This is a genomic window from Rothia mucilaginosa ATCC 25296, from assembly GCF_000175615.1.
GTDB classification, from domain to species: Bacteria; Actinomycetota; Actinomycetes; order Actinomycetales; family Micrococcaceae; genus Rothia; species Rothia mucilaginosa.
Genome location: NZ_ACVO01000024.1, coordinates 37366 through 54006, shown reverse-complemented (window position 1 = coordinate 54006; position 16641 = coordinate 37366). Strand labels below are relative to the sequence as shown.

Genomic DNA, 16641 nt, shown 5'->3' with positions numbered 1-16641 from the left:
TTCCCAACCATTCACCATCAACTCCGAAAGCAGGTACCAATGACTGATACCGCCCAGCCGCACAACCCTAACGAGCGCAGCGCCAGCGAGCATAACGCAGGGGAGCGCACCCTCGAAGAGCGCCGTGCCGCCCTCAAAGCCCTTATGGCGGCAGAATCAACTGACGTGCAGGAATACCACGCCGTCATCACCGGCGCCACCGAGGAGGAACGCGCCTCCCTCGCCCGAACCTTCACCCCCAAGAGCGTCATCGGTAGCGACCACATTAACCGCACCCCGCTCGCCGCATACGTTGCCGGGGCGCTCGTGCGCACCCCCGACGGTGACCCGTGGGAATACCACCGTTCCGCTGGTCGCGCCATGCGCACCCTGCTCTGGGAGGGGCGCCCGGATCAGCAGCTGATTGACGCGTTCCTGCTCGGCGCCACCGAACGCCCTGATGAGTGGATTCTGCGTTTTATTGAGGGCCTGCCGAACTCTTGGGCGCGCTCGAAGAAAATTTGGGAAACCTGCTACATGCTGCTTCGCGCCCGCAACCTGAGCTGCGATGCCCCTGAATACCTGGTTCTTTTCCTGCACGAGGCCCTGCCCTGCGTGAAGAAGGGCAGCGCCAGTAATCACGCCCAGCTCAAAACCTTCTTCACCCGTGACATGACCCTGCTCGACCAGGAATTCTGGGCGGTCTTCCGCACCGAAGGGGTGCTCTTCAAGGGCTACGGCAACTACATGGGTGAAAGCGCGGAACTCTGCCGCCTCATGGGCGAATACTTCGACATCCGCGACGAGATTCTGGACGCCCTGCTACGCGGCCTGACCAGCGATTTCAGCGCATTCAACTCGGCTGCGTTCCACTCCGTCTACACCGATTTGCAGCCCACCGACGCAGAAAACCGGGCACGCTTCGGGCAGCTCATGGCTGTCCTCACCGCAGAGCCCAGCGCCTCCGTCGGATTCGCCCAGACCATGCTGCAGAACGTGCTCAAAGCCTGCGCACCCGCCGCCCTGCAGAAGACCCCCGATCTGCAACCCCTCGAACAGCTTGACCTGGAACAGCTCATCGACGCACTCGGCGCGAACCTCTACCGCACCGAAAAGAAGATTCAGCGCGGCGCCCTGCGCCTGCTCAAGCTCATTGCCACCCAGTACGCCGGTTTGAGCAAAGCCAAGCGCAAGAAGGCGCAAACCGCCGAGCAGGTGGCGCTCGCCAACTATGTTGCTGACCGCGTCCTCGAAGCCTACGAGGTGCTACCCCTGGAACTGCGCGGTGCCGCGGAAGCCTGCCTGCCCGAAGACCGCCTCCCCATGGCGGAAGAGGCGGAGGCGGCGGGCGCCTCCGTAGAGGTGCCGCCGGTGCTGTTGCCCGGTACCCCGCGCCATGAGTCGTTCACCCCCATTGCGGATCTGGACGAGTTCTGCGCCCTGCTGATCGAGGAATCGAACACCCATCTCGGCCAAATCGTGGGGGCCGAACTCCCCGTTGCGAGGGGAGAGAACCTGGCTCGTCTTTACCACTTTGCGGCGACCGGCAAGCTTGCACCGGTGGATCAGCAGCAGCTTCGTACCCTGCGCAAGATTGCCAGCGAATATTACTACAACAACGTTGCGTGCATGCCTGTTCTCCGCGCAGTATTGAAAGCTAACGCCGAGGCCATGGGGTGCAAATCCTGGGAGCTACCCGAGCTGACGCCGCTCCTGCACTATTCCGACCGTAGTGAGATGGTTGCACGAGCTCGCCCGAGTAACGCGCTCTTGAGCAAGGAAGAGATGATACGTCTAACTATTCAGAATAAACACCATCTCTGGAATGCTGACTACAAGCCGTTGAAGGGTTACCGTGACCTCTATGAGATCTTCCGCGAGCAGATGCGTGCCGTCGCCGCAGGGGGAGAGTACCACACGGAAGGACGCACGGTGCGTCTGCTGAGCGCACCACTACCCGCCCGTCAGCTTACCTACAGCGACTGGACTTATCGCACTGTTTCTGGCCTGGATATGCCCTGGAGCGGCTTCAACCGTGGTCTCGACAATGATCGAGTCTGGGAATACCAGGATGCCAGCAGGTCGGGTCGTCTTCGCGAGGCCGGCTTCGAAAACTTTAACGTTGAGGAATTCGTGAAGTACCAGCCCATGTGGCAGGTCAAGGGTGACATCGTGGATACCGTGGATGAGGCACGCGAGGCCCTGAGCCACTCAACCGCTGGCATGAGCCCCGAGGAGGCTATCGCCTACGAAGTTCTTAACACCGCGTTCATTCCCTTCGTATATTTGCTGAATCTCGATAGCGTCGATGGGTGGCGGGGCGACTATATTATCGTGCTCACCGAGTGGTCCTCCTGGCTGCTAAAGAATAACCCGGACCTGCTCTCTGCATACTTCCTGTTCGCCGCTTCGCAGTGCGTTGAGGAGAAGACCGTCACCCCCGTTCCCGTGCTGATGCGTGCGCTGAGGGAGTCCACCGTGCAGGTGGGCGCCCCGACCTGCACCCTGCTCGGTTATGTGGCGAGCGCGAAGAACCCTGAGTACCGTCTGGCGGCGGCAGAGGCCATTGCGGCACTCTTTGAGGCGGGCCTGCTGGATGTATCCACCTTCGCGGAGACCCTGAAGTGGGCTCTGGAGGACGGGATGGTTCTTCCGAACCGCCTGGTGGCGACCCTGCGTGAGGTGTCGGCTATTAGTCCGCTGGCGGGTTGGCGTGTGCTGCAGGTTCTGCGCCTGCTGCTGCCGATGGTCGGTGAGCTGACGAAGGGCGGCGACTATGTGCGCCTGGCGGTGGAGCTTGCCGAACTGTACGGCACGCCGGTTGAGATTCCCGCCGAGCTGGAGCCAAAGACGAAGGGCTCCACGGTGCTGGCGAAAGCGCTACGCGCCCTGGCTGCCGTGCCTGCCCGCAAGACGGAGGAGGCGCTTGCCGCCCGCGAAGCCGCGCTTGCGCTACTGGGTGAGAGCGGTGCCTAATACTGTGCCTGAAAGCGTGCATCCTGCGGCGCCTGCGTGGAGCGCCGAATACCTGCAGGAGTTCCTGTGGCGTATTGTGCCGGGTCGTTCCATGCGCTCTATGGATGATGAGGTGATTGCCAAGTTTTTCAGGGAGCATCCGGAACACTGGGAAAAAATCTGGGCGCTGTTTACCGTGGAGGGCGCCCTGCCCTCGAATGGTCTAGCACTCTGGTTTATTTATGATGCGCAGCTGACCATCTGCGGTCATGATTTCCTCGTGTATTTGGCGGAGCGTTTTCCACAGTATCGCGCCCGGATTGAGCAGGAGTGCGTTCAGGCGTTGCTGCGTGATTATGCGCCGCAGAACGCCCGCGTTTTCTCGCGTTCCTTTGAGGCTCTGACGGCGGTTCCGAAGGGGCTGCGCGGTGCTGAACGTAAGCAGGCTTTGGCGGCTCAGGCGCAATCCTATGCTCGGCACGGTGCGCTGATTCCGGCGTTGTTGGCTTCGCCGGTGGCGACCACGGCTACTGTGGGCGCGCAGATGCTGCAGAGTGTTCTGCAGGTCTGCGCGCCGTCTGGCGGTTCTGCCCCTGCCGGTCAGGTGCCGCTGACTGCTGGTGAGCTTCAAGCCCTGGTGGCGGAGGCGCTACCTGCCGCCGCGCAGTTGCTGTTCCGGCGTGAGAAGAAGCTGATGACTGCCGGTTTGAAGGTGCTTGAGTTGAGTGTCCGGGCGGTACCGGAACGTGCCGGGGAGGTGTCTGCTTACGCGCAGGATGCTGTGGAGGTTCTTCCTCTGGAGCTGCGCGATCGCGCGCAGAAGCTGTGCCCTGACACTGTGCCTGCACAGCCTAGTTCGATTCAGCCTGCCTCAGATCAGCCGCCCCGTAGTGTGCGGATTCCGGATGTCCCTGCCCTTGGGCTCTCAGCATCGGAGGTGAATGCCGCCCTCAACGCGGCGCCGCAGGCGGGGCGCGCCTCCGAAGCTACCCGGGATGCTATTCGCAACGACCGGGACTGCGAAGAGCTGCTGTTCGCCCTCTACCACCTCAACGAGAGGGAGCAGTCTGCCCGCCGCATCCCGGCGCTGCTGAACTACCTGCATCGGGCGCATCAGGAGGGGCGAGTCATTGAGTTCAGTCCCGCTTTTCAGAAGCATCTGCGTCGTTACCTGAGCCGTGCCTGGCATGACGTTTGCGACCAATTGCGCTACCTCGCCTACCGGCTGCTGGTCCAGCATGTGCACGCCGCAGACCCTGACCCGCAGGCAGCACTCACCGAGCACACGGGTCGTTTTCAGGGTGCTGATTTTCATTTCAGGGGGTACCCGCGTAAGGGTAGCGAATATTGGGCGTACCGGTCGCCGACGGCGCTGTTCCACGAGCAGCTTCGCGTTGCGTTCAGGGATCAGCCCTATAGTAGCGAGGGCGCGGCTGGGCAGGGCTTTGCGCCTCTGCTGGCTGAGCCGCTGCCTGCGGTGGAGCGTTCTTTTGAGCGCACGGTGATTCGTTTCAAGTCGTACCGTGAGGCGTTTCCGAAGGTTCTGCACGGCGAGTATGAGGTGAATGATTCCACCTATGAGCTGTGGCAGGTGCCGGGGGAGGAGCTAGCCACGGAGCGGAGTACGTTCACGGCGGCGGCATACACGGTGGCTGGTGCCTGTGTGGAGTATCCGGGGCGTTCCCTGGAACATGCCGAGGTGCCGTCTGTTGCCCTAGTATGCGGCTGGTACGCCTGGGCGATGAGCCACAACCCGGACCTTCTGGCGGCGCAGTATAAGCCGCTGCTGAGCGTGTATCAGTTCTCTCGTCTTCACGGTTTTGAGGAGGTTATGCAGACGCTCGGTGCGGCGGAGCGCGCTCTGGGTGTGCCGTCGTATAACTTCCTGGCGTGGGCTTCTGTGGTGCACGCCCCGGAGCGTCGCTCGTTGACGGCGGAGACGATTGCCTCCCTCATTGACCGCGGCAACTGGGATGCGCACCTTTTCGCCAGTGAGCTCGGGTACCTCCTGGAACACGGCTGGTTCGGAGTGAATCGCCTGGTGCAGACGTTGAACGATGCCGCTTCTTTGAGCCCCTTGGCGGGGTGGTCTGTCTTCCAGACGGTGCGCCGGATTCTTCCGTTGGCTCCGCAGGTGGGTCAGGGTGCGTCCCTTGTGAAGCTTGCGGTGGAGCTTGCCGAGCTGTACGGTACGCCGGTTGAGATTCCCGTGGTCCTGGAGCCGAAGATGAAGGGCTCTACAGTGCTGGCGAAAGCACTGCGCGCCCTGGCCGCTGTGCCTGCCCGCAAGACGGAGGAGGCGCTTGCCGCCCGCGAGGCCGCGCTCGCGCTATTGGGTGAGTCCTAGCCCGAAAAACCTACCTGCCGGTGAGGCTACTTGCCCCTTAGCTAGAGCCTCACCGGCGGGTAGAAACCCCCCCCGAGCATGCTTCGGCGACGAAACGGCTTGACCGCCGTCACGGGGCGGGAGTACTCTATAGGTAATGGCGGATCATGAAGAGTCCTACTTTCTGAAATATCTTTTTCTTATATTTGTCGGATTCTTCGCTTCCCGCCATTTTTCTTTTAATCCCCCGTTCCCACGCGGCTGACAGATAAGCGGCTGATGGACAAGCACTCGGCGGATAAACAAGCGACGGATAAACACCGCCCAGACTCCGCTTACGTAACCGCCTGTTGCCCCCGCGAATACACACCCCCGCAGGTCACCGATGACCAAACCCAGCGACAACCCGCACCCACGCCGCTACGATAAGAACATAGACACACCACCGACGGTGACAGCCGGGTGAGACCAACGGAAAGGACGACCCGTGACCACTCCCTACGACGCATCCCCCTACCTGCAGGAATCACCCTACCTCAACGAATCCGCCTACCTTCAGGGTGAAGCCCCCGAGGGCCTCAGCCCCCTCGTGCGCCTCATCCTGATGCGCCGCTACGGCGTGTACGTCTTCACCGACTTGTACGGCCTCTCCTACCGCTCGAACTACTCGAGCATTAATGAGCGGCACCAGGCCGGCGTATTCGACACCGACCTGGGGCGAGTGTCCGCCCTGAGCAATTGCGGCCTGACCCTCAGCGAGGAATCCCTCGCCCAGGCGCTGAAGGTCAGCGCCAACGAATTTGCCCTGTTCTTGACCATCTGGTCCTACGAGTACGGGTACCGTCCCGGCCGCGTGTTCCGCCGCGACTTTGATCTGCGCGCCCTGGCGCTCCCCGAAGAGCAGCGCTACACCGAGCAGATCATGCACTACCTCTCCAACCCGTACTACAACCCGGACGGTACCGAGCGCATCGTTGGCGGCCTGCCCGAAAACTACGTGCCCTACGAGTGGCAGCAGCCGATGAGCCGCGCCAACTTCACCAGCATGGAACGCAACCGCCGACCCCTGCAGATGGTCAGCGGCGTGCAGAACGCCCTGATTATGGCGGACGCACTCTACCGGCAGCTACTCGGTCAGCAGCAGGCGTACAACCAGACCGACCAGCGCGACCTTGTGGCGCTGCGCCGTTTCCTCGCCCAGCATGACGCCCTGCCGGCTGCCCGATCGGAGAACACCAGCCGCGAAAACCGCGTGTTCATCGCCGCCTGCCTGCACCCCGAAGACGCTGAGCACCTGCGCACCATGAAGGAGGCACTCGCCCTCGCCGCCGCCTACTCGCGTCTGCGTTACAACGGCACGGTGGGGGACCTGAGCCTGAGCATCGCGCCGCGCCTGAAGCTGCGCCGTAGTGAACGCACCCGCATCGCGCACCTGCTCAACCGGGTGCTGGAAGCTGACCCGGTCGGTACCCGCTACGACAGCGCGCCCAATGCAGAGATGTACAAGCGCCTCGTCAAGGCGATTCACCCCGGCGACTACCCGTCACTGACCGCGCTGAGCCGCTGGGCTGACGACCTGTACCGCGGCGAGGTGTACAGCTTCGAATCGCTGGTGGACCGCGCCTACGCAACCCGGGATGCGCAGAACGTGGCACGTCTGCTCTCCACACGCCCCGGCGTGTTTGCACGCCAGCTGGTGCGCGCCCTGGATGCTTTCGAAGCGCCCCGCTACGGCATCGACACTGCGCCGAGCCCCGGCCAGCAGATCATCTTTGACGCGTTCGCCGCCGTAGCGCCGCGCGTTTCCGCGCCCATCCTGGTGCAGATCCGCAACCTGGTGACCCTGCAGCGTAACGCGCTCGCGAACCCGCCGAAGGAGCGCCCCGCCAACCCGGTGGCGGTGCAGGAGGACCGGGAGATGGCTGACTATGCGCGCCGCAACCCGGAGGGCGTCGCCAGGGTTCAGAACCTCATGCAGAACGCGGGCATCCCGAACCCGCTGGGTTCGTTCTTTGACCGTAACGCCGGCCTGTCTAACCCGCACACTTCTGTCCCCGAGAGCCCGCGAAACACTCAGCGTGCCGCGGCTTCCACCCAGAAGGCTCAGCCTGCCGCCCCGCAGCGCATGAACCTGTCCAAGACCGGTATCGCCACCATGATTCCGGCGCGTGAGTACAGCCCGGCAGTGCTGGACATGCTGGAACGCCTGGTCGAGATTGGCCTGTCCGGGCGTCTTGCCGAGACCTCCATCTACCTGCCCGAGCAGGTGGGCGATACGATCATGCCGCTGAACACCCGCAGTGCCCGCCCCTCCCTGGACGGTATGGGCCGATACAACACCTCGACGGTGCATCTGCCGCCCACCGGCGTGATCCGCCTCTTCTGCTTCTGGGATGAGGGCGTGGACATTGACCTGTCGCTGATGATGTTCGATGCCGAAGGCAACTACATGGACAAGATCAGCTACTGGTCGCAGACCGTGAAGAACAGCCAGGGCGCCATTTACGCGCACCACTCCGGCGACATTACGGACGGTACCGGCGGCGCCTGGGAGTACATCGACATTGAGGCTCGCAAGGCGCTCAAGGCGGAGGTGTGCTATCTCGTGCCGGTGGTGCAGCTGTACTCCGGTTTCGGGGAGGCACACACCCTGGCCGCGGTGAATGACCTGCAGGCGGGCTTCATGGTGGTTCCCGCCGTGGGCGTGGGCGAGGTGCACGAGGTGAGCCAGGTGCACACCAAGTTCACCTTGCGCGCTGAGAGCCGCGGCGTGCTGCCGTTCATCGTGGACCTGCAGAACCGCGACCCGTACGACATCCCGGAGGAGACTGACGCCATCGTGAAGGTGACGGATATTGGTCTTGCCCACGGCATTAATGTGCTGCAGTCTGGCGCGAACATCACCGCCGTGCGTGAACACTTTGACTGGGCGCAGCCCATGACGGTGCGCGAGTACCTGCAGCTGACTGGCGCGAAGCTCGCCCCGAGCCCCGAGGAGGCGCAGGAGGTGCTGGAGGCGACGGTTCCGCCGCTGGCGGCACTGTACGTGGGTTTTGAGGCGGATGAATCTTCGGAGGAGCAAGAGCCGCAGAATCCTGCCGCTGCTGAACAGTAACGCGGCGTAGCAAGAGTGGAGCCCCGGATAGTCGAAACTATCCGGGGCTCCACTCTTTTGTCATGTCATAACATTTTGAAATCTTCGTTGGATGATGAAGATGTACTGGCTTACTTAGGCGACTGCTTCGAGCTGTTGGCTCACATACTGGTTCAGGCTCTGGTGAGAAAGCGCTGCCTGCTGAACCAGACGACGATGCAATTGCGGTGAAACACGCAAGTTGAATCGTCCTGAGAAGGAACGCAGAGAGAACGGTTCGGGTGCCTCGCGGCCGTCTTCTTCAAGAATTTCGAGGGTGTCGGCGACGACTTCTCGGATACCTTCGAATGCCTCGGTAGAGGTTGGGGCCAGGTATGAGAGGCTGGGAAATTCGGCGACGGTTCCGACAAATTCCTGGTCGTCTTCAGACCACTCGACGCGGTAGGTGTAGAGCTCTTGGCGGGGGAGAGTGTGACTCGGCATACTTCATGGTACCACTTCTAGTACCATTTGGGCTGGTTTAAAAACCATAGAGAAAAGCCCCGGATAGATGTCTATCCGGGGCTCCACTCTTTTGTTGATGCAGTTCAGAACCAGAACCTTACGGACGGTTCTCAGGAGCCAGCGACTCCTCGGTTGCAAAAATCAGGGTCTGCTTCTTACCGCGCGCACCCACCGCCGGGGTTTCCAGCAGCAGCTGAGCGTTCAGGTCCTCAGCGTCCAGCTTCGCGCCAGCCAGAAGGCGGCTGGTCGCATCCTGCTTATCCTCACCGGTGATGAGGAAGAACACGTGACGCGAATTATTGATAATCGGCAGGGTCACCGACACGCGCTCAGCCGGCGGCTTCGGCGAATCAGAAACCATCACGGTCACAGCCTTACCGCCCTCAACTGGATCCTCCGGCAGACCGGTACCCAGCAGAACCTGCTTACGGCCCGGGAACAGGGAAGCAATATGACCGTCCGGGCCCATGCCCAGCAGGGTGATGTCAAAGACCGGTGCGGGCCACTGGCCGCCACCGCCACCACCGCAGCCTCCGCCGCCGCATCCGCAACCACCTGCGGGCTCAGCAGCCTCAGCGTCAAATTCGTCCAGGGTGGTCTCTTCGATGGACTGCTCGGGTGCGGAAGAACCGCAACCGCCGCCACCACAACCACAGCCGCCGGAGCCGCCGTGCTCGTGACCTGCGCCGCCACCGTGACCGCCAGCCAGCGGCAATTCGGTTGCGCCCTCGGGCATCTGCACACTCACAGCCGGTGCAGAACCGGCGTAGTCGCGCATCTCAAAGGCGTAGTGCTCAGCTGCAGCTTCCAGGCCGGTGAAAATATCGGACGGACCCATGCGGTGCACATTGCCTACGACCAGGCCGTGCGACAGCAGGGGAGCGAGCAGCACCTCAATAGCCTGACCGTCATTACGTTCGGGGCTACGCTCGGGCACGTAACGCTCATCGGAGAACCAGAAGTGCACGCGGGACCAGTCGATATCCTTCACGCGCTCGTTCTCAGCCCACGCCTTCAAAGTGGCGATACCCATCGTGCCGCCGGTCAGCGAAATGTGGGCGATCGTGCGCTCAGAGAGCACGTGCTCAATGATGTCGAGGATGCGGGTCACCGCGTCCTCTGCGAGAGCGTCGCGGGTCGGGTGCGCCACCAGGGTGGGGGTGGATGCGCCCATGTTCTGAATCTTAGGCATCGAAAACCTCCGGGTATTCTTCGAGGTCCAGCATGTCTTCAGGCTGGCAGGTGTCATCGACGAGGGTGACGGTGCACAGCGCCTGCTTCAGCACGTCACCGTAGGTGTCGTCCGGGTCGAGGCGGCGCAGCTCCTCAGAGATGCACTCGGCGAGGGTACGCACCGGCAGCGCAATCTGCTGATCGGGCGCGTACGGGGTGGAGATGGTTGCCACGGAAATGCCGGGGCGGAACATCGTCACCGAACCGTCTTCACGCTCAATGCTGACGCGGTACAGGCCGCGGTTTGCCGCGCCAATGGTGGCGAGGTGTACGGGCGCTTCAAGCTTCCAGCCGAGCCACGTACCGAGCAGCACCACGGACGGGGACTTGCTCGAACCCCACACAACCACGCGGCGTACGGGGGAGGAAGGCATCTGCTCCATGAGCGCTGCCAGCTGGGTGCGCCACAGGGTGAGGCGGGTCCACGCCAGGTCGGTGTCGCCTGCACGGAATACGTCGGTGAGCTTACGCAACGCTTCCTTCGGGTCGTCGGCGCGTGCAGAGTCGGTAATGCGACGCTGCGCGATACGACCGATGGAGTGCTGTGCCGGGTTCTCGGGCACCGAGTGCGGCCACCAGACCACAATCGGGGAGTCCGGCAGCAACAGACCGGAGATCAGTGCTTCGGTCGGGCGAGATGCGCTGCCCCAACCGCGCAGAACGATCATCTCGGATGCGCCGGTGTCGCCGCCGAGGTGGATTTCTGCATCCAGCTGGTCGGGGTCGAGCGGGTCGTGGGAGATGTGCACAATAATGCGGCTCGGGTGTTCGTGGGAGGCACGAATTGCGGCGCGCATTGCTTCGCGGGAGTGGCCCTTTTCCGCGAGAACAACGAGGGTGAGAACTCGTCCGCTGCTGAGGCTACCGTTGGCGGCAGTCAGGTGGCTCAGTTCCTTGTTGATAGCGGAAACGGTGGTGTTATGCAGGTGCGAGATCACGGGCGCCTCCAAGCGCGGTTGTCACGCTCAAGCATCTCGTGTGCTGAACGCGGACCCCACGAACCGGACTCGTAGGGTTCAGGCTTAATGCGGTTTTCTTCCCAGTACTCTTCGAAGGGGTCGAGGATCTTCCAGGAGAGCTCAACTTCTTCGTGGCGGGGGAACAGCGGCGGCTCGCCGAGCAGAACGTCCAGGATGAGACGCTCGTAGGCTTCGGGTGACTCTTCGGTGAAGGAGTGGCCGTAGCCGAAGTCCATGTTGACGTCACGGATTTCCATCTGGGTGCCGGGCACCTTCGCGGAGAATCGGATGGTCATGCCTTCGTCGGGCTGCACGCGGATGACGATGGCGTTCTGACCGACCTGCGGGTTTTCACGTTCGCCGAAGAGACGGTCGGAGGACTTCTTGAAGACCACGGCGATTTCGGTGACTCGGCGGCCCAGGCGCTTGCCGGCGCGCAGGTAGAAGGGGGTACCTTCCCAGCGGCGGTTTGCGATGGACACCTTCAACGCTGCGAAGGTTTCGGTGCGGGAGTCTGCGGGGATGTCGTTCTCGTCGAAGAAGCCGTTGACGTGCTCGCCGCCCTGGTAGCCTGCGGCGTACTGGCCGAGCGCGAAGGAGTTCGGCAGGTCGTCGATGCGGACTGCTTCGAGGACCTTCGCCTTCTCGGCGCGCAGGTGCTTAGCGTCGAGGCTGAGGGGCTCTTCCATGGCGGTGAGGGCGAGCAGCTGCAGCAGGTGGTTCTGGATGACGTCGCGGGCCGCACCCACGCCGTCGTAGTAGCCTGCGCGGGAGCCGATGCCGATGTCTTCAGCCATGGTGATCTGGACGTGATCCACGTAGTGGGAGTTCCAGAGCGGTTCAAACATCTGGTTGGAGAAACGCATCGCCAGGATATTCTGAACGGTTTCCTTGCCCAAGTAGTGGTCGATGCGGAACACGGCGTCGGGCGGGAAGACTGCCTCCACGATGGAGTTCAGCTCGCGGGCGCTCTCAAGATTGTGGCCGAAGGGCTTCTCAATGACCACGCGGCGCCAACCATCGACAGGGTTGACGGTGTCGTTATCGCGCGATGCGAGGTCGTGTTCGGCGAGCTTGGTGAGGACCTGCTCGAATGCCTTCGGGGGGATGGAGAGGTAGAAGGCGTGGTTGCCGTGAGCGCCACGCTCGTCGAGTTCGGCGAGGGTGCTCTTGAGCTGTTCATAGGCTGCGTCGTCGTTGAAGGCACCTTCAACGAATCGCATGCCCTGCTGGAACTGGTTCCATACGTCCTCGCGGAAGGGGGTGCGGGCGTTTGCCTCAACAGATTCACGCACGTAGGCGCGGAAGTCATCATCGCTCCAGGGGCGGCGGCCGAAGCCGACGAGGCCGAAGCTCGGCGGGAGCAAACCGCGGTTCATGAGGTCATACACTGCCGGAAGCAGCTTCTTGCGGGCCAGGTCACCGGTTACGCCAAAGAAGACGAGCGCGGACGGCCCCGCAATGCGGGTAATGCGGCGGTCGCGAGTGTCCCTGAGAGGGTTCGCTTCATGACCGATAGTCACAATATATTCCTTTGATTGCCTTGGTTGGTTCGTGCGGCGCGCGGTTCGTACCTTGTCGCGCGGAGGCGATGCCGCATTCTGGAAGGTGTGTACCCTGTATTGTACCGGTTTTTGACGGGACGATATGAGGGGCACCTAACCCGCCGAGATTCTCTGGGACGCCTCGGGCGGTGAAGCCCTGCGGGAATCCTGGCGAAAATCCTGGTTAGGATCCTGGTCAGAATCTCTACGAGAATCCCGGCGGATTGGTGCTGTGCCCACAATATGTTGGGCGTGCATATCGGTTGGTGTGCGTCGGGTGGCGCATACCGGGAACGCATTGGTCATGCGCTATATTTCAGCGGCTGCTGAACTTCAGTGGCTTCCGAATTTCAGCAGCTATAGATTCGGCTGTGTCGCCTGGTTCTACTTAGCCTGCTCGAGTGCTTCACGGACGGTCTGCAGCAGCTCTTCCCAGGAGACGTCGAACTTGGACAGGCCCTCAACCTCGAGCTTCTCCACGACCTCCGGGTAGGAGACGTAAGCGGAGATAGCGTCCAGAACGTTGTTGGACTCGGAGTAGTTCGGCACGATGGTGTTGCCGGTAACCTCGCCGTGGTCGGCAACAGCGTTCAGGGTTGCCTCGGGCATGGTGTTCACGGTGTTGGGCGCAACCAGGCCGGTGACGTACAGGGTGTCCGGCAGGGACGGGTCCTTCACACCGGTGGACGCCCACAGCGGGCGCTGTACGTTCGCGCCGTGTGCCTGCAGACGTGCCCAACGCTCGGAGGAGAACATTTCCTCGAACACCTCGTAGGCGAGGCGTGCGTTTGCCAGGCCTGCCTTGCCCTTGAGCTGCACAGCGTCGCCGCCGGCAGCTTCGAGGCGCGCATCGATTTCGGTGTCTACGCGGGAGACGAAGAAGGATGCGACCGAGTGGATGGTGGACAGGTCCTTACCGTTCTCCAGCGCCTGCTCCAGGCCGAGCATGTAGGCGTTGATGACCTCGCGGTAACGGGTCAGGGAGAAGATCAGGGTCACGTTCACGCTGATGCCGGCAGCCAGGGTCTCCGCGATGGGGCGCAGACCTTCCTGAGTTGCGGGGATCTTAATCATGACGTTTTCGCGGCCCACGCGCTTGTAGAGTTCACGTGCCATCTTGGCGGTGCCTTCGGCGTCGCGTGCCAGGCGGGGGTCAACCTCGATGGAGACGCGGCCGTCAAAACCGTTGGATGCCTTGTAAACGGGTGCAAACACGTCGCAGGCTGCGCGCACGTCATCGCAGGTTGCGGCGAAGACTGCCTCTTCAACACTTGCGCCGCCGGCGGCAAGTTCACGCATCTGCTCGGCGTATGCGGCGCCCTTGGAGAGAGCACCAGCGAAGATGGTGGGGTTGGTGGTCACACCGACGACGTTGTGGGTCTTGATGAGTTCGGCGAGGTTGCCGCTGGTCAGACGCTCACGGGAGAGGTCGTCAAGCCAGATGGAGACACCGGCGTCGGAAAGCTTCTGAGTGGACTCAGACATGTGAAAACCTACGATTCTTTGTCGAAATTGAAATTTGAGATATCAGTGAAATCTTCTGGGCGGCGGGAGGCTCCGGCTGAGCGGTCAGCCGGAGCCTACCCGTTGCGTCCGCACCCCACCCGTACAGGGGGAGCGCAGTGTGCGCGGCAGTTACCGCGGCGTTGTTACTGCCTACTTAGCGGCGTCGATGGATTCCTTAGCGGCGGCCACGACAGCCTCCGCAGTGATACCGAATTCGCGGTACAGGGTCTTCGCATCGGCGGATGCACCGAAGTGCTCGATGGATACGGCGCGGCCTGCGGTGCCGAGCAGGTCGTACCAGCTCATTGCCAGGCCAGCCTCGACGGAGACGCGGGCTGCAACCGAGGAGGGCAGAACCGACTCGCGGTACTCTGCGTCCTGCTCAGCGAACCATTCACGCGAAGGCATGGAAACCACGCGAGCCGCGATGCCCTGCTCGGCGAGGGTTGCGCGAGCCTGAACGGCCAGCTCAACCTCGGAACCGGTAGCGATCAGGATGACGTCCGGGGTGCCCTCGGTGTCAGCCATGATGTAGCCGCCGCGTGCGGTGCCCTCAGCGGAAGCGAACTTCTCACCCTCAGCGTCCGCGTGCACGTCTTCACGAGCCCAGACGGGCAGGTTCTGGCGGGAGAGCACGAGGCCTGCGGGGCGGTCGGACTTCTCCAGGATGGTGCGCCATGCGACGGCGGTTTCGTTAGCGTCCGCGGGGCGAACCACGTCGAAGCCGGGGATAGCGCGCAGCGAGGAGAGGTGCTCGATCGGCTGGTGGGTGGGGCCGTCCTCGCCCACACCGATGGAGTCGTGGGTCCACACGTACAGTGCGGGAACGCCCATCAGCGCGGAGAGGCGAACAGCCGGGCGCTGGTAGTCGGAGAACACGAAGAAGGTGCCCGAGAATGCGCGGGTGGGGGAGGAGAGCACGATGCCGTTGACGATGGCTGCGGCAGCCTGCTCACGAATACCGAAGTGCAGTACACGGCCGTAGGGGTTGCCGGTCCAGTCTTCGGTGCTGCGAGATGCCGGGTTGAAGGACTCTGCACCCTTGATGGTGGTCAGGTTCGAGCCGGCGAGGTCAGCGGAGCCGCCCCACAGTTCGGGGAAGGTGTCAGCGATAGCGTTGATGACGGTGCCGGATGCCGCGCGGGTTGCCACGGAGGTGCCAGCCTCGAACACGGGGAAAGCAGCCTTGTAGTCTGCGGGCAGTTCGCCTGCGACGAGGCGCTTGTACAGTTCGGCGCGCTCGGGGTTAGCCTTAGCCCATGCCTCGAACTTCTCGTCCCATGCCTTGTGTGCTGCGGCGCCGCGCTCGACGAGCTGGCGGGTGTGTGCCAGGACGTTCTCCTCGATGAAGAAGCTCTTGGCGGGGTCGAAGCCGAGCAGTTCCTTGGTTGCGGCAACCTCTTCGGCGCCGAGCTTGGAGCCGTGCACTGCGCCGGTGTTCTGCTTGGTGGGGGCGGGGTAGCCGATGATGGTGCGCAGCTCAATGAAGGAGGGCTTGTCGGTGACAGCCTTCGCACGCTCAATAGCGGCGTACAGTTCTGCGACGTCCTCAACGTAGTCGCCGGTGCGGGTCCAGTCCACGCGCTGAACATCCCAGCCGTAGGACTCGTAGCGCTTTGCTACGTCCTCGGTGAAGGCAACGTCGGTGTCTTCCTCAATGGAGATGTGGTTGCGGTCCCAGACGACGATCAGGTTGCCGAGCTCCTGGTGACCTGCGAGCGCGCACGCCTCGGCGGTGACGCCTTCCTGCACGTCACCTTCGGAGGCGATGACGTAGACGTGGTGGTCGAAGGGGGAGGTGCCCGGTGCTGCTTCGGGGTCGAACATGCCGCGCATACGGCGCTGTGCGTAGGCGAAACCAACGGCGGATGCCAGGCCCTGGCCGAGCGGGCCGGTGGTGATTTCTACGCCCTTGGTGTGCTTGTATTCGGGGTGGCCGGGGGTGAGTGCACCCCAGGTGCGCAGGGCTTCCAGGTCCTTCATTTCCAGGCCGTAGCCGCCGAGGAACAGCTGAGTGTACAGGGTGAGGGAGGTGTGGCCGGGGGAGAGGATGAAGCGGTCACGGCCTTCCCAACGGTCGTCGGAGGGATCCTGGTTCATGACCTTCTGGAAGAGCAGGTAGGCGACCGGCGCCAGGCTCATTGCGGTGCCGGGGTGGCCGGATCCGACCTTTTCTACGGCGTCTGCGGCGAGGATACGTGCGGTATCTACGGCGCGCTGGTCGGTTTCTGTCCACTGGAAGTTCTCTGCCACGTGGGTGTCCTTTCACAACGTGAGTGGATGCGCCAGCAGGCTTGTGCTAGCGCGCTGTCCGTCGGGTGTAACGTGCCTTCCGGGGTGCTTATTCCCGCGCCGGTAGGCACCCGGGTAGGTGCGGGGCACACGGGGTGCTGTGCGCGGGGCGTCCGGAGAGTTGTTTCGACCCTTTCGTTTTAACAGGATAGTTCACTGGGCGGAAGTATCCGGTGTGTGAATGCAGACATTCACAGGGTGATACGGGGCTGAGATGGAGAAAAAGCGACGCTACAACGCGGGCTCCGC

At 62.7% G+C, this 16641-nt stretch carries 9 protein-coding genes; 3 read left to right on the top strand and 6 right to left on the bottom strand.

Going from position 1 to position 16641, the window contains the following annotated elements:
• Nucleotides 1-39 precede the first annotated feature (39 nt).
• The 3 genes from ROTMU0001_RS08005 (at nt 40) to ROTMU0001_RS07995 (ending at nt 8375) form a co-directional block, all read left to right on the top strand.
• Nucleotides 40-2955 carry a hypothetical protein gene (locus tag ROTMU0001_RS08005; RefSeq protein ID WP_005509123.1) on the top strand — a complete coding sequence of 972 codons (2916 nt, stop codon included), beginning with the start codon at nt 40-42 and terminating at the stop codon, nt 2953-2955.
• Nucleotides 2948-5281 (top strand): DUF7825 domain-containing protein, encoded by a 2334-nt coding sequence (locus ROTMU0001_RS08000; protein WP_005509122.1) that lies wholly within the window; start codon nt 2948-2950, stop codon nt 5279-5281. Before ROTMU0001_RS08005 ends, ROTMU0001_RS08000 begins: the two co-directional genes overlap by 8 nt.
• A gap of 466 nt (nt 5282-5747) precedes the next feature.
• Entirely contained in the window at nt 5748-8375 is a 2628-nt protein-coding gene (locus ROTMU0001_RS07995) for a hypothetical protein (RefSeq protein ID WP_005509121.1), read from the top strand.
• 114 nt (nt 8376-8489) lie between these two features.
• On the opposite strand, the gene ROTMU0001_RS07990 is transcribed toward ROTMU0001_RS07995, so the two are convergent.
• The 6 genes from ROTMU0001_RS07990 to tkt all read right to left on the bottom strand — a co-directional run bounded on the left by ROTMU0001_RS07990 (nt 8490) and on the right by tkt (nt 16353).
• Entirely contained in the window at nt 8490-8837 is a 348-nt protein-coding gene (locus ROTMU0001_RS07990) for a type II toxin-antitoxin system HicB family antitoxin (protein ID WP_005509120.1), read from the bottom strand.
• Between the two features lie 118 nt (nt 8838-8955).
• Entirely contained in the window at nt 8956-10050 is a 1095-nt protein-coding gene (locus tag ROTMU0001_RS07985; RefSeq protein WP_005509119.1) for a 6-phosphogluconolactonase, read from the bottom strand.
• Entirely contained in the window at nt 10043-11029 is a 987-nt protein-coding gene (locus tag ROTMU0001_RS07980) for a glucose-6-phosphate dehydrogenase assembly protein OpcA (protein ID WP_005506118.1), read from the bottom strand. The genes ROTMU0001_RS07985 and ROTMU0001_RS07980 overlap by 8 nt, the downstream gene beginning before the upstream one ends.
• Complete coding sequence (gene zwf, locus ROTMU0001_RS07975) at nt 11026-12573, bottom strand: glucose-6-phosphate dehydrogenase (RefSeq protein WP_005509118.1); 1548 nt, start codon at nt 12571-12573, stop codon at nt 11026-11028. Before zwf ends, ROTMU0001_RS07980 begins: the two co-directional genes overlap by 4 nt.
• Before the next feature lie 405 nt (nt 12574-12978).
• Entirely contained in the window at nt 12979-14079 is a 1101-nt protein-coding gene (tal, locus tag ROTMU0001_RS07970; RefSeq protein ID WP_005509117.1) for a transaldolase, read from the bottom strand.
• Between the two features lie 171 nt (nt 14080-14250).
• Nucleotides 14251-16353, bottom strand: a complete 2103-nt coding sequence (gene tkt, locus ROTMU0001_RS07965; protein WP_005509116.1) for a transketolase — start codon at nt 16351-16353, stop codon at nt 14251-14253.
• Nucleotides 16354-16641: the final 288 nt, after the last annotated feature.

What these genes read in the sequence shown, in the direction of transcription:
- ROTMU0001_RS08005 (WP_005509123.1), top strand. Translation starts at nt 40, where the DNA reads ATGACTGATACCGCCCAGCCGCACAACCCTAACGAGCGCAGCGCCAGC.
- tal (WP_005509117.1), bottom strand. Translation starts at nt 14,079, where the DNA reads ATGTCTGAGTCCACTCAGAAGCTTTCCGACGCCGGTGTCTCCATCTGG.
- ROTMU0001_RS07990 (WP_005509120.1), bottom strand. Translation starts at nt 8,837, where the DNA reads ATGCCGAGTCACACTCTCCCCCGCCAAGAGCTCTACACCTACCGCGTC.
- ROTMU0001_RS07985 (WP_005509119.1), bottom strand. Translation starts at nt 10,050, where the DNA reads ATGCCTAAGATTCAGAACATGGGCGCATCCACCCCCACCCTGGTGGCG.